Source organism: Shewanella sp. FDAARGOS_354, from assembly GCF_002209245.2.
Lineage (GTDB): Bacteria > Pseudomonadota > Gammaproteobacteria > Enterobacterales > Shewanellaceae > Shewanella > Shewanella xiamenensis.
Genome location: NZ_CP022089.2, coordinates 1,128,029 through 1,149,837, shown reverse-complemented (window position 1 = coordinate 1,149,837; position 21,809 = coordinate 1,128,029). Strand labels below are relative to the sequence as shown.

Below are 21,809 nucleotides of genomic sequence, written 5' to 3'. Positions count from 1 at the left end.
CATCAGAGCATCTTGTTTATTTCGTCTAAATTCAAGGTAAAACTGGGTACAAAGCAATCCATAAAATATTTCACGGCAGGATTAGGATTGGACTCGAGCATGGCTTCGAGGCGTTTTCGTGCGGTGTTAAATTCAGTATTGCCAGCGCGATTTTCCTCTAAACACTTCAGGTAAGCACACAGGGTATCGGCTGATTTAACTATGGCTTTGTAGATTGGATCGGCGTTATCGCTGATAAACAGGCTGCGATAATCCTCTTTAAATTCATCAGGTACCATATCGAGCATGCGCTGCTCGGCAATGGCTTCAATTTTTTTATACTCGGCTTCAATTTCTTTATTGAAATACTTCACCGGGGTGGGTAAATCGCCAGTTAAGATCTCACTGGCATCATGGAATATAGCCAAACTGGTAGCTTGATGGGCATCGAGATTCGTGCCAAATTTCTTATTACTGATGATGACTAAGGCGTGTGCCACCATGGCGACTTGCAGAGAGTGTTCCTGAACGTTTTCGGTGCGCACGTTGTACATTAAAGGCCAGCGCTGGATAAGTTTCATTCTGGCAAGGTGGGCAAATAAATGACTCATAAAGCTCCTTTAAATGAAGGCTAAAAGGCGCGTCACTCGACTCTGAAGATAAGTGAAAAGCAAAGTGCAAGTACGGCTATTGAGCGTAAGCCTAACACTTATCGCAAGGATAAGTGAGTGAAATAATGGCAGGATTTACAGAACAAATACAAAAATAAAGCGATCTTGTTGATCGCTTTATTGCCTAGGTTCGCTAAGTAAGCGTGATGCTGAAACCCATTTATTGTTTATAGGCTTCCAGGAAGTTACCAAATTCAGTTAATGCCTTCGTCAGATCTTCTTTATAGGGTAAAAACACCACTCGGAGATGATCAGGTTCCGGCCAATTAAAGGCCGTGCCGTGCACTAATAGGATTTTTTTATCCCTTAATAAATCGAGTACTAGGCGTTCATCATCCCTGAGATTGAACTTTTTCATATCCAATTTGGGGAAAGCATAGAGTGCGCCCTTAGGCTTTTTCACGCTCACGCCTGGGATTTGATTCAACAGCTCGTAACAGGCATCCCTTTGGACTGTGAGGCGGCCATTAGGCAGTATCAGCTCGTTAATACTTTGATAGCCACCGAGTGCGGTTTGAATCGCATGTTGATTGGGCACGTTGGCACACAGGCGCATCGAGGAGAGCATCTCTAACCCTTCGATATAACTCTTTGCAGCTTTAAGATTGCCAGACAACATCATCCAACCAACACGAAAGCCCGCAGCGCGATAAGCCTTGGATAGTCCATTGAAGGTAACCGTTAAAATATCGTCCGACAGACTAGCCGCAGGAATATGTTTGGCTTCGTCGTATAAAATTTTGTCGTAAATTTCATCAGCAAATAAAATCAGGTTGTGTTCACGGCAAAGCTCGATAACTTGCAGCAGTAATTCTTTGCTGTAAACCGCGCCCGTAGGATTATTCGGGTTGATCAGTACAATACCACGGGTGCGAGAAGATATTTTGCTCTTAATATCATCAAGATCGGGAAACCAATCCGCTTCTTCATCACAGCGATAATGTACGGCTTTACCGCCGGCTAAGTTAGCAGCGGCCGTCCACAGTGGGTAATCGGGTGAAGGGATCAGTACTTCATCAGCGGTGTTCAATAAGCCCTGCATAGCCATCATGATCAGTTCTGACACGCCGTTACCAATATAGACATCTTCGATATCAACGCCATAGATACCCTGCGCTTGATAATGCTGCACTATTGCCTTGCGGGCTGAGAATAATCCTTTTGATTCACAGTAGCCCTGGGCACTCGGGAGATTAAGGATCACATCGCGCACAATTTCTTCTGGTGCTTCAAAACCGAAGGGAGCAGGGTTACCAATATTGAGTTTGAGGATCCTGTGGCCTTCGTCTTCTAAACGTCTGGCTTCCTTGTGCACTGGGCCGCGGATGTCGTAGCAAACAGTATCCAGCTTATTGGATTTGATGATAGGGCGCATTTACACCTCGAAACATGCAGTTAATTTTGGCTTAAGTTTGTGCACCATAACGAAATTATCTGGTTTAAGGAAGGGGCATTGAGCACAAATACCATGTTTTTTTATTAAACGTACTAGTTAAATATGCTTTAACCTGGCATTAAATAAATTTATACAAGTTATATATGCCGTTATTGTGTCTAATTTTGATTTTTTATACTGCATCTTGTTGTGGGGTTAGCCTTTGTACCTATCAATTAGGCTGCATTGGCTCATGCACTCTGTTTTACTACAACCGCATTACCCTAGGGGCAAGATGTTAGTAAAAATGTTAATCAGTGTTTGCTTAACTGCTGATTTATCAGAGTTGATTTAAGTTAATGTCGCATTATCCTGCATTCGGTAATTTTTCGATATTTAGGCAGATTAACTGAATGCTTATTAAGCATTTAGGTTGAAATAAAAAATTCATCACACTCTAGCTATTTTGTTTAAAATCAAGTTGATAAATCGTTTTTTAATTCAAGATGAAAAATTATTTAGCGCTAGCATAAATTTATAGTTGACTCGATATTCGATGCGCTTTATTTTCTGCGCGATGTTTTCGGCAGGGCACCTAAGATAACAAGCTTTTAGCAGGTTTTATCAGCGGAGTTAGTCATCATGAAGCAGCAATATTGGCGTCCGTTATCGAGGTGATTTCAGGCGCTGTTCTAAAAACTTTTGCCTTTTAGGCGACTTATTTAGAGGACCTAAGTGCATGTCTGAACCGACAGCGTTAAGTCTTATTCCACCTTTGGTGGTATTGGTGTTGGCCGTTTGGTTACGCCGCCCCATTTTATCTTTGATCATTGGTGCGGTAACGGGTTTTTTGTTACTTGATCCAACGCAAGTTTTAAATAATTTTGCAAGTACTTCATTAAAAGTCATGGCCGATGAAACTATCGGTTGGTTGATTTTGGTGTGTGGCTGTTTTGGTGCTTTGATTGCACTGTTAGTACGTACTGGCGGTGCTTTGGCATTTGGTCGAAATGCATTGAAATTTGCAAAAGGGCCAAGATCTTCCCTGTTTATGACCTTTATTCTGGGGATTGTGATTTTTATTGATGACTATCTGAATGCGCTAACTGTGGGTGAAACCATGAAGCGTGTAACGGATAAGTTTAAAGTCTCCCGCGAAATGCTGGCTTATGTGGTGGATTCCACAGCGGCTCCTGTGTGTGTATTAGTGCCGCTCTCCACGTGGGCGGTGTTTTTTGGTGGCTTACTGGTCGATAACGGGGTGGCCGCTGAAGGTCAGGGCATTAGCGTCTACATGCAAGCTATACCCTATATGCTTTATGCTTGGTTAGCCGTCGCGATGGTATTACTGGTTGCATTGGGCGTGGTACCTGCTATTGGCCCGATGAAAAAAGCCGAGTTGCGCGCAGCAAAAGGCGAGCCCGCTGAAGCGCAAGTCGATTTAGACCAAGTGCAAACCTCTGATGAATATGCCATCGCGGCAATTGAAGAAGAGTTTAAGCATGCTGACAATCAAGGCAAATTGCATAACTTTTTAGTGCCAATTTTATTACTGGTTGCTTTTACCGTTTATTTTGATATCGACGTGTGGAAAGGGTTATTAGCGACGCTGGTTATCACGCTCCCTTACTATGCAGTTCAGCGTTTGATGCCTCTCTCAGAAATGATGGATCAAATGATTGATGGTTTTAAGAGCATGTTGCCAGCTATTGGTACCGTAATTGCGGCATTTGTGTTTAAAGATGTGTGTGATGCGCTATTACTGCCACAGTACGTGATTGAATCTTTAAGCCCATTTATGACGCCTAAGCTGTTACCTGCCGTGGTATTCCTATCAATGGCGATTTTGGCCTTTGCGACGGGTTCTAGTTGGGGAATTTTTGCAGTAACCATCCCAATTGTGATGCCACTGGCGCAATCGGTGGGTGCGGATATTCCATTAGTGATTGGTGCGCTGTTGTCGGCTTCTTCTTTTGGTAGCCAAGCGTGTTTTTACTCTGATTCAACCGTTTTAGCTGCCCAAGGCTCGGGTTGTAACTTAGTAAGCCATGCGGTGACTCAGCTACCTTATGCGCTAATTGCCGCGGTTATTGCATTCTTTGGCTTTATCCTGATTGCTTAATACGTGACTTAATACATGACTTAATACATAAAAAACCAGCTTCGGCTGGTTTTTTTATGCGCGAATGTTAATTGTAGCTTTGTGCTAACCGCTAGTTTATGGATGAATCACTTGAGTTCGTTTGTTACAAAATCTGAAGTAGGATTTAAAGGGATGGTAAGAAATGCAAAAAGACGCCGATGCGCCTTTTTGTGAGGGGAGATCAAGATGAATGTTAATCTTAGTCTATTTGGACTGATTCGAAGACTTATCTGGATTTTGCGTTTCGTTACTATCGGCTTCGTGTGGAGGCTGAGTCATGTCGGATTTTAGTTGTTTCTCTTTATCGTGCTGACCAAACTGTGGCAGTTTGAATTTGGCACTGTATTTCAGTGCGGCAAGATTGCTGGCAATCACACCTACCACCAAAATTATAATGATCCACACTTCTAAGCTCGACATAACAACTCCTTATTGAGCAACACCCTGATTAATCAACGGCTAAGCGCTGCTCACACTTACGAATATCTTCTGGCGTGTCAACTTCGATTGAGTCGAAGGCACTGATAGCGACTTTGATCTTATGGCCATGTTCTAGGGCGCGTAGCTGCTCTAACTTTTCAAGATCTTCGAGACGACCTAAAGGTAGGGCTGCAAAGGCTTGCACAAATCTGCTGGTGTAAGCATACACGCCTAAGTGCTTGTAAACTGGATAATCTTTGGTATCGCGACCGAAGGGAATACGCGCGCGGGAGAAATACAGCGCGTAATAGTCGTTATCGAACACCATCTTCACATGCATAGGATCGTCAAGTTCGGCCTTGTTGACAATTTCATAGCTGAGGGTCGCCATTTCAAACTCGCCTGGATGACGTTCGAAGAGGCTGATCACTTGCTCGATGGAAGTCGGGTCGATTAGGGGTTGGTCGCCCTGAAGGTTGATGACCAGATCGTCATCCTTTAAACCTAATTGGTTAATCGCATCATTGATACGGTCTGTGCCCGATGCCGCATCAGGGCTGGTCATGACCACTTTGCCGCCAAAACCTTCTACGGCGCTTTTAATACGCTCATCATCGGTTGCAACGTAAATATTGGTGAGGCCTTTGGCTAACGACGCGCGTTCATACACGTGTTGGATCATCGGCTTGCCGTTAATCGGGGCTAAGGGCTTGCCCGGGAAGCGGCTTGAACCATAACGCGCCGGGATTAACAGAGTCACATTCATTAAATTATCCTACTTTATCAGAGATATGCAGTGTAGATAGACAAAAGGGCTCACAATGAGCCCTTGTCATCTGCTTGAGAGCTTAAATGCGACGGAACAGGGCAGTCAACATTTCGTCAGTGACTTTCTCTTCCCATGTTGGGCCGTACACGTTTGCCCATAATGGACCCATGCTCTTAGTCACGGCAACCATTTTCGCGATGGTTTCATCTGGTAGATCTTTACAGATGTTCTTTGGCAGAGTGATGTTGTGTTTCTTCATCATCTGACGGAACTCTGCCACACCTTCTGGGTAGAATTCTTCTAACACGTCAAAGGCGATACAGTTACCGATACCATGGTGGTAGCCGAGGATGTAAGACAGACCATAGGATACCGCGTGGCATGCACCTACTTGGCTGTAAGCGATACTCATACCGCCCATAAATGACGCCATCATCAGCTTGTCGTCTTTTTCTGGGTGATCTTCTAAGTACACTTGGCGGCAAAGCTCCATGGCTTTTTCGGCATAGGCTTTAGAGAATTCGTTTAAGAAGGTACCTTCTAAGGATTCCACACAGTGGATATAGCAATCCATACCGGTGTAGAACCACTGGTCAGTTTCAACGCCATCGATTAACTCTGAGTCCATGATGATTTGGTCGAACACAGTGTAGTCTGAGTTCAGACCTAGTTTACGCACTGGACCACACAATACCGCTGTGCGTGATGCTTCAGCACCGGTACCAGAAATTGTTGGAATACCAATGTGGTGTACCGCTGGGTTTTTGATTAAATCCCAACCTTGGTACATGGCTGAGCCGCCTGGGTTGGTCAGCATTAGCGATACCGCTTTTGCCACGTCCATGGTTGAACCGCCACCTAAACCAACGACGCTGACGGGCAGTTTGCTATTGAAAGCTTGCACTTGTTCGGTCAGGGCATCGATTTGAATCGTGCTTGGCTCTTCATCAACGTTAACCCAAATCAGTAAGTCTTGGGCTTTGACTGGGATGCGTGCTTCGAGTGGTTTGCCTTGGTGAACGTCATCGACTAAAAATACCACGAAGTCATCGTCGTTTTTACGCTGTGCAGCTAAGACGTCGTCTAACTGAGCGAAAGAGCCACGACCGAAGATCATCTTTTCAACTACTTTAAAATTTTTAAAACTCATTGCAAAAACTCCCGTTTAATTATTGGGCAAATGCTTTCTTAATGTTTTCAATACGCTCGGCAATCTGAGCATCGGTCCAAGACAATTTAATGAGCATAGAAATAGTGCGGCTCATAATGGCATCAGATTTCGGCACAGAAATTTGAGTATAGTCAGGTCGGTCGGCGATTAATGTGATTGGTAACGCAGCAGGGGCCTTAAGCTCCTGAATGTGTTTCCAGTTTTTCAGATAATGCCAGTTGTTCACGTACCAGTAGAAGCAGCCATCTACACCATTTGCAGCTAATTTCTTGCTGATCTCTTGGGTACGGGCTTCTGTTGGTAACATAAAGCTTAAGAAGCCAGCTGAATCACCCTCTGGATCGGGGATTTCGCGGAAGCTGACTTCAGGAATGCTCGCCATAGCTTCTTTAATGGCTTTTTTGTTTTTACGTTGAATGTCGATAATGGTATCGAGTTTACGTAACTGGGCTAACCCTAAGGCCGCATTCATTTCAGAGATACGGAAATTCAGACCCATAATCGGGTGTGACTCGGCGCCACGGTCTTTACCAATATGGTCATGGCCGTGATCGGAGAACTGGTGGGCGTTATCGTAAATTTCGGTATTATTGGTGATCACCGCCCCGCCTTCACCACAGGTGATGGTTTTAACAGAATCGAAAGAGTAACAACCTACATCACCGATAGTACCAAGGGCTTGGCCCTTGTAGCTGCCGCCAATGGCTTGGCAAGCATCTTCTAACAATACTAAGTTGTGCTTTTTACAAATGGCTTTGATTTCGTCCATCTTGGCCATAGAGCCACACATGTGTACTAAGTTTACCGCTTTAGTACGTGGAGTAATTGCCGCTTCAATGCCTTCTGGTGATAAACACAGGGTTTCGTCGATTTCGGCAAAAATCGGTACTGCACCGGCCATGAAAATCGCTTCTACAGACGCTACGAAGGTAAAAGGTGGCACGATAACTTCATCGCCAGCGCCAATGCCCGCGGCCATCATCGCCGTTTGCAGCGCGGCGGTACCGCTTGATAACAGATGAGCATGCTTAACATTCATTTTCTCGCAGAGCAGTTGCTCCATATCGCGAGTCTTCCAGCGATCATTACGCATATGGTCGAAGTTATAACGGAAGGTAAAGCCGTGCTCCATCACATCGGCAACTTCTTGTTTTTCTTCTGGACCAAATAATTCAAAACCGGGCATGGAAGGTATCTCCTTAGAATTTGTGGCGCATGGTCGCGCTGCAATTAACTGGCGGATTATAACTGGGCTAAAGATCCCTTGCGATGTTTTCTTGATGAAAATAAGGTCATGTTGAGATTTCGCGCTTAGTTTTTGCTCACTTAGCAAGACTAGATGAATGAAATGATAAATGTTGTCTAACGCGATGAAGTGAAATGGTCTCCTTGAGATAGATTTTGGTTATTTTTCGTAAATGAATAGTGAGTCTTTGCCTTTAGGGCGTAAAACCAAAAACCTGCACAGTGGCAGGTTTTTGTGGTGTAACCTTGTCATGCAATCTCGGTGTTAATCTCAATCGCAGTATGAGCATTTACACGACTTGTGCACGGTCTACCGTAACATCAAGATCCGTTAATAGACCATTATCGATACCGTAAATCCACCCATGGACAGCCAGTTCTTGGCCGCGAGACCAGGCTTCTTGCACGATAGTACTACTGGTGACATTGGAAACCTGTTCAATCACATTGAGCTCACACAGGCGATCAAAACGTTTGGCTTCATCCATTTGCATTAATTCATCATGATGTAGGCGATAGACATCGCGCAAATGACCTAGCCAGTTATCGATAAGTCCAAGGCGCTGATTCCCCATTGCAGCACGTACTCCACCGCAGCCGTAGTGACCGACGACCATAATATGTTTCACTTTAAGCACATCGATGGCGTATTGCAGTACTGACAGACAGTTAAGATCGGTATGGATCACCATATTGGCTATATTGCGGTGAACAAAGACTTCGCCAGGCATTAAATCGATGATTTGGTTAGAAGGAACTCGGCTGTCGGAACAACCAATCCAGAGATACTCAGGGTTTTGCTGTTTTGCCAGTTGTTCAAAAAAATCAGGGTGTTCTTGACTGATGCGTCCGGCCCAACGGCGGTTATTATCGAATAAGGGTTTGAGTAATTTCATTTTAACCTATTGTTTTATTGGACATATTAAAATGTCTTTTGCCCTAAATGATGCAAGCCGCACCTTTTTTGCGATTGAGTATACCAGCAAAATCGTGGCCTCTGGTCTATCCAATTAAGTTTAAACTCAGGTTTGAACGTGACTTAATTCCATCAATAGTTAAATAATTTTGTCTAATGCTTTGAATTTTTTGGATAAAATTTATTTAGCCTGCGCTTAAGAGCTCAATGTTACTGTTGGCAAATGAGGTAACACGGGAATGAATGGGGAAATCTGTTATTGCGCATGGCGCAATCACGCAGAACTTTTCGTTTAACTTAGGCCGGGGTTGTGTATATCTATATGATTTAAAATGCTTAATGTAAAAATTTGATGCCTTCTTATTGAAAGAAGGCATCAATAGGTACAATCAGGTTAATCCCTAAAACTTACCTACAACTTTGACATTGGGCGTCACTTCTGCTGCATCCACAAAGCCGATCATATTTGGATTGGCGGCGACGAGACTAAGAATCTCAGCACTGGATTCGACCACTTTAGGCGGTTGTCCTTGTCCAGAAAATACGAGTTTTGACCAATAGGCTTTTAACTGACTTTCTGTTTTATTGAGGATTTGTTTTACAAAGGCTTCCCTGGCAGGTGAGCCTTCCGCTTGATCGAGTGCGACAATCGTGCCTCCTGTCGAAAAGGTTTTAAGCTTTCCCGAATAAATTCTTGAAATATCGGCAGCTGATATCTCTGAACTGTTCGAAGGGTGAACGATTACGGCGATTTCCGCTTGAGCCCATTGACTGAGCAATAGGAGTGCACACAAGCTGATTGGCTTGACGATGTATTTAGCAATGTGAGGTAAATTCATAAATGACTCCTTAGAAAACAAGATCAACAGCCATGCTTAAGAGTTGTTCGTCGGAGGTCGGCTTATCATTACTGTAATTGGTGTATTCCAGTTTTAGCGCCGCAGAGGGATGAAAATCCCAGCGGGTTCCGATGATGTAATAGGAACTATCCTCTTGTTGTGCTTCTAATGCGGCTTTCGTTCCCATCACTAATGGTGTGAGAGCTGCTTGATTGGCCGGTGGTAGGGCGTTGTAGACAGGCAACATTGCATCATAGGCATCATATTGTGGGTCACCTTTATCAATGCCATAGGTTAAATGGAAGGTAAAATCATGGTAACGAACACCCGCTGAAACAAAGGCAGAATCTTGAATATTAAAACTGCTAGGGTCGACGTCTATTCGGGTGTATTCCGCTAATATAAACCACTTTCCTGCGTCATATTTCACGTTAGCGCCAATAAGTAAGGCACTATCCTCTATCGCTAATAAGTCATTTACAACTTGATCATCGAATAAACCTGTTTGGGAAATGGCTTCACCCAAACCAAGTAGTGCTGGCAGTTCATATGAGAAATCCGTGACTATCCCTACATTTAAACCGTACTCAAATCCAGCGGTGCTAAAATTGAAGTTCATAATATGGCCCTTGGCGGAAAAGGGCGCTGGGGGCGTTGATGAACCGACAGGCGCATAGTCAGACACCGATGTCGTAATATATTTATAGGTTAAGCCAACTTCAGTATTGCCCCATAAATCTGAATAAACTAAACCAACGCCTTCGCCAGAATTAAAGGGGAGCGAATAGACTCCCCTTGGTGGCGTTATCCAATGGTAGGCATAGCCAACATCGATATAATCGGAATATTTGTAAAGATTAAATCGTTGTCTTCCAGCCATTAGCATCAACTTATCGCTAATGTCATAGGAAATATAAGCCCATTCAAACTCTGCACTATAATCGTCACTGCCACGGGAGAGGACTTGTGCGGTTGCGCGTAAGCCGCTCCCTAAATCTGCGGCAAATTGTAATGCGACTTTGGAGTCATTATTAAAGTCGATTTCTTTATCATAACCGTAGTAACTTTTATCATCGGATAAGCTTGAGCCAGCAACAATGGAGGCAAAGCCGTTTATTTCAACATTCGCGTAAAGGGATGGAATATAGAGTGCGGTCAACACACCTAATGCAACTGTACTTTTTCTCATGTTAGGAAACCTTTTTGAGGGAATACAGTTTAAAGGTAGTTGAATTTTTGGTGTTTTCACGATTTTGCAACATTTTTAAGGGCAGTTAACAAATCGATGTTTGTTAAGCCTCAAGTGGGATAGCACTCCAAGATTATTGGAAAAGGTTTCGAGTAATAGGCAAAAGACTCATTCTTATTGAGGGTTCTAGAATATGAATCTGTTAGAGCATGGGTGACATGCTCTAACCATCATGGTGCGTATTAAGCGTATTGGCTGAGAAATGCTAATAATTGCTGATTAACAAATTCGGCTTGTTCTAGACTTGAAATATGGCCAGCATTTGGAATATGCACTAATTGGCTGCCATTGATGGCATCACTCATCAAATAACTTTCTAAAACACTGCGCGCCTTGTCTTCTACACCCACCATGATTAAGCAAGGTAAGGTAAATTGTTCGGCAAATTCTAGGGTATCGCGCCGACCAAAAATAATCCGTCCAAGTTTTACTATGTCGGGAATGCGTTCTGGCGTTAGCGCAGCTAAGTCGCTTTCAAAACGTTGCACTAATTCGGGATTATTCGTTTTGGCATTATCTGCAAAAAACAGCGGTGAAATTGCATTGATAAGTGCTGGCGGAATACTGCCAGCGGTTTGGATCATGTCTAACATCCCAAAATATTTGGCACGGGTGATTTCTGGCTCAAAACCAATAAAACTGTCGAGCATCACCAGTGCATTGACGCGCGCGGGGGCTTTAAGCACGAGCTCGGCGCCCCACATGGCGCCAACGGACAAACCGATGAGGGAAAATGTCTCAAGTTCGAGGGCGTCCATCAGGGCTAACATATGCTCACTAATGTCTAACAGACTATGGCAGTTTTCCGGTACGGTGCCAGATTGGCCGTGTCCCCAGAGATCGGGGACGATACAGCGGTAGCTTTTGCTTAAGAGCGCAATTTGTGGCGCCCACATGGCGCTGTCCCACAGGTAGCTGTGGCCAAATAACAGGGCAGGGCCTGTGCCGATATCAAGGTAACTAAGTTGGCTATCCGCGATGCTAATTTGTTGTCTGTATGATGATAAATCCATAAAACCTACTTAATCTATAAAACCAAAAACGGGAAGGGACGTCGGCTAAAACGTGCAGAAAAAGCTATTAAGGCTGCGCAATCCGATGTACATATTCCGCTACTAACTCGGGTAAACGCCGGATCACGGCGTCTTTTAGCAACATATCGCTCTGCTGGATAACCTGCGCTAAGGCCTGAACCTCAAATTGGGGTAACAGGGTTTGAGACACGGGGAAATAGCTAATATGCCAAGGCTCTGCACTTACCGCGCTTTGGCCTTTCTGGAACGGAAAATAAAACCCAAAATCCTTGGCATTAGCCACTAGCCACTGGTGCAAGTGGGCGCAGGGGCCGCCGTCACGGTATTCGGCGTCCACCAGACGCAGGGATTTGACCTCAATTTGCTCGGCATCAAATACATCGATATCCGTTCCCCAATGGTGACGCGAAGCACCAGGCAGTGCCGACCAGAGTAAGATCAAATCGACTAACTCATCATTGCTGAGCGGCGCGATATCCGCGGGCTGCTCATTGATATCCAGGACCAGTCGTTTACCGCTGGCCTTGGCATTCCAAATGGCGAGTTGCCGATCGAAGGGGCGATAGGCAGAGCAAATCGCCAGCTTAATACCGTCTTTGGCGGCACTGTCGGCCATTGCCTGAAAGGCAAGGGCGGTTTGTGATTCCAACTTAAACCGCGTTTCTCGCTGATGATAGGGGCTGAGTAACTCAACGAACACTAAGTCGCTCATTGAGTCAGAGTCTACATCCGCTGTTAAACCTGTCTCTCCCCTTGGCTCTAGACCATAGAGCAGGGCTTTTTTTGCCGTGATTGCCATGGTGTTTAACACAGTAATTGTTCCAAAATCACTTCGTAACACAGCGCTAATTGCTCTAGATCGTCTACCTTCACGCACTCGTTCACTTTATGGATGGTGGCGTTCACAGGACCTAGTTCCAACACTTTGGCGCCCGTTGGCGCAATAAAGCGCCCATCGGAGGTGCCGCCGGTGGTTTGTGGATCGGTATCATAGCCCGTGACTTGACGAATAGCATGGCGGGTCGCGTCTAATAGTGGGCCTTCGCCGGTTAAAAAGGGTAAGCCATTGAAAGTCCAACTAATGTCATAATCCAGTTCGTGGGCGGTTAATAAGGCTTCCACACGCTCGATGAGTATCTCGGCGGTCACTTCGGTGGAATAGCGGAAGTTAAACATCACCTCCAAGGCGCCTGGGATCACGTTCGATGCGCCTGTGCCGCCGTTAATGTTGGAGATTTGCATGCTGGTGGGCGGGAAGAATTCGTTGCCATTATCCCAATGGGTTTGGCTTAACTCAGCTAAAAAGGGGGCGGCATTGTGGATAGGGTTATCCGCAAGGTGCGGATAGGCCACATGGCCTTGAATACCTTTAACGGTTAAGTTGGCGGTGAGACTACCACGGCGGCCATTTTTAACCACATCACCGAGTTTTAAGGTCGACGAGGGTTCACCCACCAATGCCCAAGTGATTTTTTCATTACGGGCTTCTAGGGTGTCGATAACCCGTGTGGTGCCATTGATAAAGGGGCCTTCTTCATCGCTAGTGATTAAAAACGCAATCGAGCCAGGATGATTTGGGTGCTTAGCCACAAAACGTTCGGTCGCGACGATCATCGCCGCCAGTGAGCCTTTCATGTCGGCGGCGCCGCGGCCATAGAGGTAACCGTCAATAATGGTTGGCTCAAAAGGCGGGGTATGCCAGCGGCTTAAATCGCCTGCGGGCACCACATCGGTATGGCCGGCAAAACAAAATACCGGGCCTGTATTACCGCGACGCGCCCACATATTGGTGGTGTCTTCAAAGACCATGGGCTCAATATTAAAGCCAATGGCGGCAAGACGTTCGGCCATCAGGGTTTGGCAGCCTTCATCCAGCGGGGTGACCGAAGGACGGGCGATTAACGCTTTAGTCAGTTCGGTAACCGGGTGAGTGTTCGAAGCGTACGTCATAGAGAAAACACCTTCTTATATTCGGCTTCGTTAAAGCCCACTAGCACTTGTTCACCCAAAACCAGCACTGGCCGCTTGATCAGTGTCGGGTGAGTGAGCATTAGTTGAATGGCTTTGGCTTGGTCGATATCCGCTTTATCGGCATCACTTAAGGCGCGAAAACTGGTACTGCGTTTATTAAAGACGGTTTCCCATCCGGCAATTTGACACCAATGCTGCAGATCCTTTTCCGCTAATCCATCTTCCCTAAAGTCATGGAAGTTGACCGAAAGTTGATGGGTTTCAATCCATTTACGTGCTTTACGCACAGTATCGCAATTTTTAATACCAAAAAGGGTCAAGATGATGCTCCTATCGAGGGGCGCCGTTGGCACGCATTGATTTTGCTCGCATTGTGGCATTGTGCGCTGGATGCTACAAGGGGATATCAGATGGTGCGGATAAGTATCGAGAATAATATGATTCGAGTAAAGGCAACCAAGTTGGCCTCCGGTGATGTTCAACCCTATTAACTTTTAGCTCTTACTCAAGACTTTTATCGTTTATTTTTTAAACAACACCCCATAAATAAATGCCCATCAATAGATGGGCATTTATAACTGTGTGATACAACTTAAACCAAGTATAAGCTAGGATTTAGAATTTCTGATTATAGCGTACATAGTACTCACGACCGATAGGATCGTAGAGGTAAGTATCATAACCAGGGAAGCCTAGCGCATCGTTAAATGCAGGCTCTTCATCGAGCAGATTGCGGATACCTACATTCACCTTCGCGTTCCACGGTAAGTTGTATCCTGCTTGGGCATCTAACAACCACTGGCTCGGTGTTTTGCCATAATCCTCATCTTCTTGGCTATCAGTATAACGGGCAAACAATGATGCTTCCCATTCACCTTGGGTCCAAGTTGTGCTGAGGTTGGCACGGAATTGTGGTTGACCAACATCACCGACAATATCTTCAAGTTCGGAATAAGGCCCATCCTTAGACTCCCAACTTAATACGTAGTTAGTTTCTGCGCCGAAGCGGAAATCACCCACACTGGTTTCAAGCAGGTAACGAATATTGAAGTCAATACCAGAAGTTTTTAATTCACCGAGGTTCATCTTCTGTAGAACAACATAATCAATTTTACCTGTTACAGGGTCTCTAAACAGAACATTTGACATATCAAAGCCATCACGTTCTTGGTTAATGACGTCTTGGGTTGACATGGTGCTAATCACATTGTCGATTTGAATGTCATAGTATGAGATTTCAAAATCTAATGCGTCGGTGACGTTCCATACCAAGCCTAAAGAGAGTGATGTGGACTCTTCGGGCTCTAAGTCATCATTCCCTTGATATTGAGCTTTAAATTGTTCTTGCGCGCAACTATTAGGATTACCTGGACATTGCGTCCAGTCTTTAGCCCAAAGATAGGTTTCTGAGGCCGTAGCATATAGGTCATCAAAGGTCGGAGCTCTAAAGCCTGTGCCATAAGACGCACGAACTAACAGCGAGTCCACGGGACGATAACTTAAACCCACTTTTGGATTAAAGGTACTGCCAAAGTCACTGTAGTCATCGAAACGTGCAGATAATTCTAAATCAAGCCCATCGATAATCGGGAACATGGTCTCAGCAGAGAAAGATAACACTTCTCGTGATTTACCTTGGATATTGTCGCCACCTGAAGTACCGATAATATTACCTAGGTTTGAACCCGCATCGTTAGTCTTGTCGTACTCAGTACGCATAAATTCAAAACCGATGGCTAAGGGGACTGTACCTGCTGGTAAATCAAATAAATCGAAGCTGGCACCACCGTCAATTCCGTAGGTTTGGACACGACCAGTGAAAATTCCGGTATGGGCGGCTTCTTGCAATTGCTGCTCGTTTGAACCTTCAACATAGCCTGCGCCAGCGGCGAAGTAGTCTAATTTGCCATTATCCAAAAACTCTTGGATCATATTAGCATTAGCTAAGCCAGTTTGAATGGTGGTGACATCTGAGCGAATCCACTGAGCACCTAAGTTCCAAGCTGTACCGCCTAAAATATCACTATGACCTTCAAGCGCAGTTAAGAAGTTGATATCAGTATCTTCAACATTAGTAATACGTGGCCCAAGTGGTGTCGTACGCATTCTTAAATTGATGGTGTCATACCAATTATATTAATTATGTGATCTAATTGGTCATCAGTTTTTAATCATACAAAATATGAATAATCCCCACATCGCAGCCTTAGTAAAATCGGAGAAAAGTGCACGCAAACGTATGCGCTATCTTGCCTTACTCCATTTCACTGAAGGTCATTCTCGTACCGCCATCGCAAGCATGCTTAAGGTCAGTAGAACCAGTGTCAATCGCTGGGTCACCGCCTATTTAACCCATGGGCTGACTGGCCTTGACGATGCGCCCAATCCGGGCCGTCCTGCGACACTGTCCATCACACAACAAGCTAAGCTTAAAGCGTTCGTACAGCACAGAAGTCTATCTGAACAAGGTGGCAGGTTGATGGCCAAGGATGTCGGCCTATTTATTCAGTCTGAATTTGGTGTGACGTTCAAGCAAGCAAATATCTACCGCTTGCTGCATCAACTTGGCTTCTCATGGATTACCACTCGCTCTCGCCACCCGAAACAATCTGAGGCTATACAAGAGGCTTTTAAAAAACTTCCGGATGGCAACGATCCTTAACACACCTGGGCACGTTGCACTCGATCGCATTGACGTTTGGTTTCAAGATGAAGCCCGCTTTGGCCAACAGAATACCACCACCCGTATTTGGGCTGAGAAAGGGACCCGTCCACGGGCCGTCAAGCAGCAACAATTTGAATCAGCGTATCTATATGGCGCCGTGTGTCCGGCAACGGGGGCGACACAAGCGATTATTGCCCCGCATGCCAATAGCGAATATATGAACGAGCATTTAAAACTGATTTCAGCCGCCACCGCATTTGGGCGCCATGCGCTGGTCATCATGGACGGCGCAGGCTGGCATCAACAGGATTTGGCCGATGACTTTGATAATCTGACGCTTCTCAAGTTGCCACCTTATTCACCGGAGTTGAATCCAATAGAGCAGGTATGGCAATGGCTGCGTCAAAATGTGTTGGCCAATCGTTGTTTTAGTGGTTATGACGATATTGTTGAACAGTGCTCTATCGCATGGAATACCTTCATTGAGAAGAAAGCAAGAGTGATAGAATTGTGTACTAGACCATGGACAATTTTGACCAGTTAGTTAATGGAATTGGTATCACCACCAATTAAGTTACCTTCAGCATCATACTTCAGTTGGCTTTTTAAATAATCGTTGCCATATTTATTAACCGTTGCTAGATAAATATCACTGTTTTCTTTTGTCCAACGTAATTTAGGGCTATAACTGTTTGGTGCGGCTGCATATTGCCCCTCGGTCCAAACGCGGCTCATCATTAAGCGGTTAGTCCAGTTTATATCTTCAGTTAACTCGTGGTCTACTTTGACGAAGGTTGAGAAACGTTCTTGTGCCGCCATCGTTGCCGATTCTGCTGCAGCGTTATATGAACAAGTTTGTTTACCATCAGAGCCTGTAACTAAAGAATTACCTTCACCGCAACGTTCATCTGCAAATGATACAGTTTCATATTTTCCAGTTGGTTTTCCGTCTGCACCTAAAACTGGTTTTGTTTTATCAACGTAAAATCCAGTCCCTGGCCAACCATGAGGGCTATAAAGGGTATCGCTGTAATCGCGATCTGCATCGTAAAGTGCTGCGCGATTATAGTATTCAACCGAAGCGACCATATTGGTTTTTTCACCATTGACACCAAAAGTGAAACGGGCATTTGATTTCTCTGCTCCACCATGTTGAGTTGCGCCTAAATCGGCATCAAACTCAACACCTTCAAATTCCTTTTTAGTGATAATGTTAATTACACCAGCAACGGCATCAGAACCATAAACTGCTGATGCGCCGTCGCGCAGTACTTCAATACGTTCAATCGCTGCCATGGGGACAACGTTGAGGTTTTGTGTACCGCCACCAAAGGCAACCGACGAGCCCATACGACGACCATCGATTAGCACTAAAGTGCGTTGTGAACCTAAACCACGCATGCTTACTGTGGATTGTGAAGATTGTCCAGAACCAAAGCCTGATGCTTCGCGGAAAGAGCCAAAGCTGTTTTGCGATAGGTTACGCACAAAATCAGACACAGTAGCTGTACCAGAAGCATCAATTTCTGCGCGGCTGATAACTGTCACTGGAGAGGATGTTTCCATATCGGTACGTTGGATTCTTGATCCGGTTACAGCGATACGTTCAACTTTATCAGCATCTACAGCACCTTGTTCTGCAGCCATCGCAATCGGTGCAATCGAGGTGGATACCAAGGCTAATAAACTAAAACGAACCGCACGTGCTACGGTTGTTTGCGTAGTCATATTTTCATTCCCTTAACAATGCCGTGATGATCAGGAAGGTTTTCATCAAGGCTTATATTTATTTGCAACTGCCCTCCATAACCAGAAAATTATCATTAACAACTTTAATATCAACAGCTTAATTGTTAGTTTGTTGATGCGTAAATGTTGCATTTGTAATCCTTGGTCGGCTAATTAAGTGAGATGTGAAATAAGCAATGACGGTATAGCGTGCGCTTTTGGGTTGTTGTATCTCAATGTAACGAAACATTGTATTTACAATGTCAGTTTTTGTACTAGGTCTTTAGTTTGATTGAGTTTTAGATTCTGTGAGCTAAATCATGTTGGGATAAAAGCGGTAATTTGAGAGTATCTTATTAACTGTTGAAAATAAGAGCATTATTGTTGAGGCTTCAGAGATTTAACAAATCTCAACAGATAAGCGCATAACTCGGGCATTTTAAACTATGGCTTATTTCACAATAGGGAGTTGGGTCCATTGGGTGGTATAGCGAGGAGAGAGTTGGCCACGCTTCATGCCCCAATCGGTATTAAGCCCTTGTCCTGCAAATTGGATCTTGGCTTTACCGCTGTGATTAACACAATCCAGTAGTTTCATCAATTCTTTACTTTTAGGTTGTGGTTTGACTTCATCAAATAATCCTAGCTGAAACACACCTGGTGCATAAAAATCCCCCAGCATCACACCAGCCTTGGCATAAGCATAGCCATCACGCCAAAGCCTAGATAACAGCCGCTGTGCTAATTCGATAAAATCACGGGTATCGTCACTGGGATACACAAGATGACCAGTGAGTACTTGGCTATATTGGGGCTGATGTTGCGTAAAATAACTGCTGCGAATAAACACCGATAAGGTGCGGGCAAGCTGCCCCTCCGCTCGCAATTTTTCGCAGGCCCTAAAGGTATAGTCGCTGATAGCCTGCTGCATTGCCTCAAAGGTGGTAATACGTGCGCCAAAGGAGCGCGAGCTGATGATTTGCTGCTTTGTCGCTACCACCTGCTGAATATCATCACAGGCAATACCGTTAAGCTCGTACACTGTTCGCTCAACCATGACGGAAAAATTGTCTCGGATAAGTGTAGGGGGAGTATCTGCGAGTTGCAGGGCGGTATGGATGCCCATCAGTTTTAGACGTTGCGCAATTTTTCGGCCAATGCCCCAAATCTCATCAATGGGAGTGAGTGCCATTAACCGGCGTTGGCGCTCCTTATCGCGTAAATCGACAACGCCTTGGGTGGCGGGATACTGTTTTGCGGCATAGTTGGCTAGCTTGGCTAAGGTTTTGCTCGGTCCTATTCCAACACAGACACTGATGCCAATCCATTGCTGGATCCGCTGACGAATATCCGTGGCTAACTGGTTAATATCTTGACACTTATCGAGCCGAGACAGATCCAAAAAAGCCTCATCGATTGAGTAGACTTCTACCCTAGGCACCATTTGCTCGAGAGTGGTCATGACGCGATTTGAAATATCGGCGTAAAGGGCATAGTTGGACGAAAAAACCGCCACATTATGGGAGCGGATCATCTCCATCACTTGATAAACCGGCACGGCCATTTTTATGCCTAATTGCTTTGCCTCCAATGAACGCGCGACGACACAGCCATCATTATTTGACAGCACAACGATGGGTTTGCCCTGTAGATCGGGCCGAAACATACGCTCACAGGACGCATAAAAATTATTACAGTCTACGAGGGCGAATAAGTTGGCGGTCATTTGAGTTTTTTCACCACACAAGTCACGACACCGAACAGGTCTAACTCTGACTCGTGGCTGAGTGGAATTGCACTGTAGGCCGGGTTACATGGCAATAATTGCACCACAGGACGTAATTGCAATTGCTTTACTGTAAATTCCCCATTGATGGCCGCCACTACAATATCTCCATGGGTGGCTTGTAAGGCTCGGTCAACCACTAATATATCACCAGAGGAAATTCCGGCATCGACCATCGAATCGCCTTGAACTTTGACAAAAAAGGTTGCGGTGGGGTGTTTGATACAAAGCTCATTTAGATCAAGCGATTGCTCAATATAATCATTGGCGGGAGAAGGAAATCCCGCCGCCACCGATGTGCTAAAGAAAGGATATTGGATTTTCGATTGTTCAGGAGTAACCATGATCATATGCATCTATACACTGTACATATACACAGTATAAGCTAACTTTAGCACATGTCGAAGGCGTTTATGTCATGTATTTGCTTAAGTAAACAATCACCCTATTGGAGTCTCGTGATCAAGCGTGCTCTTTGTGGCTCAAGCTCATCAAAATCTTGTTGGTAACGATCTAATGATGTAATGCCAGAGCAGAGTACAAATTTACCAAGTGGGTTATATATAAATTGGCTCATGTCAGCGATTGACCAAGGAGCAGGGCAAGTCTGCGGAGGAGTCGTGCCATTTAAAATTTCCGCGTAACGATTCGCTGTGTCTTGATCTTTCATTAACGGTGTCAGCAACCATTGCGTCACGTTTGTGGTGATATCTTCATCATCAATTGTCTGCAATGCTTTGGCCATGGCTGTAAAGTAATACCATTCACCCATTTTTATTTTTTCAAATGCAGTCACCTCAGCAGGGATCGGCGTTTGCCAGCTAGTGGGGATGACGTTGCTTAATTGAGAGGCTGGCAGTTGGCCTAGTATCAATTCGCCAAATTTCATATTTGTTGTGATGCCGTTTTGACTAACGGTTTTTATCAGTAGCACATGGGTGTTAGCTGCTACGCGTTGCCAAAACAACATATCTTGATTAATCACATCGGTAACTTGCTGCGCAGACATGGTTTGAGCGTGAGCCAGTAAATCGATGAAGTAGAGTTTTTGTGCCGTGAGCAGATGTGAAAGTGACGGAGAAGACAAAAAGACATTAAATGGGCTGCCTTCTTGCCAGGTATCTAACTGAATTAATGTTTTATATCGCGTGATTAATTCGGCGTTTGTTGCGATGAGTTCGTCAAAAGACGTTTGTTCTGTCAGTACAGGGAGACAACTGGACTGAAAATCATCACGGTTAAGGCATTCGTTAAAAGGGGTTTGCGGTTTGTCTATAGGAGTTGTGTTTAGCGTTGGGGAGCGTTCCAAAATGCCAAGCTGTTGTATGCTTTTAAGTCGAGAAATCCCTGCATCCATCGGTGAGGCGCCACTATTCACATCAAAGCCCAGCGCATAGAGATACGCATTCTGAGCTTGGTTATTCGCTAATGCCTTATCACTCTTTTTAATTTCGTCTAGGTAGGTTTTGGCCTGCTCTGAAGCTGGGCTATCTTTTATGTTGATGGCGGCAAGGATCAGATAAAGACTCACTGGCACCAAGAATAACGTGAGCAAAATCCATTTGATTACGGTTTTTAAAGGCTTCATCAAAACTCCATTTATCGATAAATTAACAAAAGCGCAAATATCTTAACATCTTGACGGACTTATGTAAGTCAATTTTTTATTGAAGTAACGGCAATAAAAACAAGTATTCACACAAAAACAGAGAATGCTTTTACGGTGCGCAGAATGGATGATGTGGGGCGAATTAAAGGTATTAAGTCGGTGCTGAATGATATGCCGCTTGTGATCATAAAGCCCGCAAAACTGAGGTTTTGCGGGCTTTACTCACAGGTATCAGCCTT

The 21,809-nt window shown here is 44.8% G+C and carries 20 protein-coding genes; 2 read left to right on the top strand and 18 right to left on the bottom strand.

Annotated elements, in window-relative coordinates:
- Nucleotides 1-2 precede the first annotated feature (2 nt).
- Together yfbR and CEQ32_RS05240 are read right to left on the bottom strand one after the other, a co-directional pair.
- A complete protein-coding gene (yfbR, locus tag CEQ32_RS05245) occupies nucleotides 3-590 on the bottom strand; it encodes a 5'-deoxynucleotidase (protein WP_088585634.1) in 588 nt (195 codons plus the stop codon).
- Between the two features lie 220 nt (nucleotides 591-810).
- Nucleotides 811-2,025, bottom strand: a complete 1,215-nt coding sequence (locus CEQ32_RS05240; protein ID WP_037418735.1) for a pyridoxal phosphate-dependent aminotransferase — start codon at nucleotides 2,023-2,025, stop codon at nucleotides 811-813.
- A gap of 739 nt (nucleotides 2,026-2,764) precedes the next feature.
- On the opposite strand from CEQ32_RS05240, the gene CEQ32_RS05235 reads away from it, so the two are divergent.
- Entirely contained in the window at nucleotides 2,765-4,147 is a 1,383-nt protein-coding gene (locus tag CEQ32_RS05235) for a Na+/H+ antiporter NhaC family protein (protein ID WP_037418738.1), read from the top strand.
- A 225-nt stretch (nucleotides 4,148-4,372) separates the two neighbouring features.
- On the opposite strand, the gene CEQ32_RS05230 is transcribed toward CEQ32_RS05235, so the two are convergent.
- The 12 genes from CEQ32_RS05230 to CEQ32_RS05175 form a co-directional block, all read right to left on the bottom strand.
- Nucleotides 4,373-4,588, bottom strand: a complete 216-nt coding sequence (locus tag CEQ32_RS05230) for a DUF2897 family protein (RefSeq protein ID WP_088585633.1) — start codon at nucleotides 4,586-4,588, stop codon at nucleotides 4,373-4,375.
- Between the two features lie 28 nt (nucleotides 4,589-4,616).
- Complete coding sequence (gene kdsB, locus CEQ32_RS05225) at nucleotides 4,617-5,354, bottom strand: 8-amino-3,8-dideoxy-manno-octulosonate cytidylyltransferase KdsB (RefSeq protein ID WP_088585632.1); 738 nt, start codon at nucleotides 5,352-5,354, stop codon at nucleotides 4,617-4,619.
- An 82-nt stretch (nucleotides 5,355-5,436) separates the two neighbouring features.
- Entirely contained in the window at nucleotides 5,437-6,507 is a 1,071-nt protein-coding gene (kdnB, locus tag CEQ32_RS05220) for a 3-deoxy-alpha-D-manno-octulosonate 8-oxidase KdnB (RefSeq protein WP_088585631.1), read from the bottom strand.
- A 19-nt stretch (nucleotides 6,508-6,526) separates the two neighbouring features.
- The gene (kdnA, locus tag CEQ32_RS05215; RefSeq protein WP_037418748.1) at nucleotides 6,527-7,714 is read right to left on the bottom strand and encodes an 8-amino-3,8-dideoxy-alpha-D-manno-octulosonate transaminase KdnA; all 1,188 of its coding nucleotides are present in this window, start codon (nucleotides 7,712-7,714) and stop codon (nucleotides 6,527-6,529) included.
- A 349-nt stretch (nucleotides 7,715-8,063) separates the two neighbouring features.
- On the bottom strand, nucleotides 8,064-8,669 hold the full coding sequence (can, locus tag CEQ32_RS05210) for a carbonate dehydratase (RefSeq protein WP_037418751.1): 606 nt from the start codon (nucleotides 8,667-8,669) through the stop codon (nucleotides 8,064-8,066).
- Between the two features lie 421 nt (nucleotides 8,670-9,090).
- Complete coding sequence (locus tag CEQ32_RS05205) at nucleotides 9,091-9,528, bottom strand: substrate-binding domain-containing protein (protein ID WP_088585630.1); 438 nt, start codon at nucleotides 9,526-9,528, stop codon at nucleotides 9,091-9,093.
- A 10-nt stretch (nucleotides 9,529-9,538) separates the two neighbouring features.
- Nucleotides 9,539-10,717, bottom strand: a complete 1,179-nt coding sequence (locus tag CEQ32_RS05200; RefSeq protein ID WP_088585629.1) for a porin — start codon at nucleotides 10,715-10,717, stop codon at nucleotides 9,539-9,541.
- A 242-nt stretch (nucleotides 10,718-10,959) separates the two neighbouring features.
- Nucleotides 10,960-11,790 carry an alpha/beta fold hydrolase gene (locus CEQ32_RS05195; protein ID WP_088585628.1) on the bottom strand — a complete coding sequence of 277 codons (831 nt, stop codon included), beginning with the start codon at nucleotides 11,788-11,790 and terminating at the stop codon, nucleotides 10,960-10,962.
- Between the two features lie 67 nt (nucleotides 11,791-11,857).
- Entirely contained in the window at nucleotides 11,858-12,610 is a 753-nt protein-coding gene (locus CEQ32_RS05190) for a M15 family metallopeptidase (protein ID WP_088586949.1), read from the bottom strand.
- A gap of 5 nt (nucleotides 12,611-12,615) precedes the next feature.
- Nucleotides 12,616-13,761, bottom strand: a complete 1,146-nt coding sequence (gene dapE / locus CEQ32_RS05185) for a succinyl-diaminopimelate desuccinylase (RefSeq protein ID WP_088585627.1) — start codon at nucleotides 13,759-13,761, stop codon at nucleotides 12,616-12,618.
- Nucleotides 13,758-14,162 (bottom strand): ArsC family reductase, encoded by a 405-nt coding sequence (locus tag CEQ32_RS05180; protein WP_050991401.1) that lies wholly within the window; start codon nucleotides 14,160-14,162, stop codon nucleotides 13,758-13,760. The genes dapE and CEQ32_RS05180 overlap by 4 nt, the downstream gene beginning before the upstream one ends.
- Nucleotides 14,163-14,397: 235 nt before the next feature.
- Nucleotides 14,398-15,888, bottom strand: coding sequence for a TonB-dependent receptor (locus CEQ32_RS05175; RefSeq protein ID WP_192959151.1), 1,491 nt, complete (start codon nucleotides 15,886-15,888; stop codon nucleotides 14,398-14,400).
- 76 nt (nucleotides 15,889-15,964) lie between these two features.
- Between CEQ32_RS05175 and CEQ32_RS05170 the strand changes: the two genes are divergently transcribed.
- Nucleotides 15,965-16,991, top strand: a protein-coding gene (locus CEQ32_RS05170; protein ID WP_088585626.1) for an IS630-like element ISSpu8 family transposase whose coding sequence is annotated in 2 segments (ribosomal slippage) — nucleotides 15,965-16,414 and nucleotides 16,416-16,991 — 1,026 coding nt in all. Because the reading frame shifts where the segments join, the coding sequence is not laid out codon by codon here.
- On the opposite strand, the gene CEQ32_RS05165 is transcribed toward CEQ32_RS05170, so the two are convergent.
- The 4 genes from CEQ32_RS05165 to CEQ32_RS05150 form a co-directional block, all read right to left on the bottom strand.
- On the bottom strand, nucleotides 16,988-18,175 hold the full coding sequence (locus CEQ32_RS05165; protein WP_192959150.1) for a TonB-dependent receptor plug domain-containing protein: 1,188 nt from the start codon (nucleotides 18,173-18,175) through the stop codon (nucleotides 16,988-16,990). The two genes, CEQ32_RS05170 and CEQ32_RS05165, sit on opposite strands and share 4 nt — an antisense overlap.
- A 451-nt stretch (nucleotides 18,176-18,626) precedes the next feature.
- Nucleotides 18,627-19,901, bottom strand: coding sequence for a translesion error-prone DNA polymerase V subunit UmuC (gene umuC / locus CEQ32_RS05160; protein WP_122040740.1), 1,275 nt, complete (start codon nucleotides 19,899-19,901; stop codon nucleotides 18,627-18,629).
- Nucleotides 19,898-20,317, bottom strand: coding sequence for a translesion error-prone DNA polymerase V autoproteolytic subunit (gene umuD, locus CEQ32_RS05155; protein WP_037418776.1), 420 nt, complete (start codon nucleotides 20,315-20,317; stop codon nucleotides 19,898-19,900). The genes umuC and umuD overlap by 4 nt, the downstream gene beginning before the upstream one ends.
- A gap of 89 nt (nucleotides 20,318-20,406) precedes the next feature.
- Complete coding sequence (locus CEQ32_RS05150) at nucleotides 20,407-21,549, bottom strand: hypothetical protein (protein ID WP_088585624.1); 1,143 nt, start codon at nucleotides 21,547-21,549, stop codon at nucleotides 20,407-20,409.
- Nucleotides 21,550-21,809: the final 260 nt, after the last annotated feature.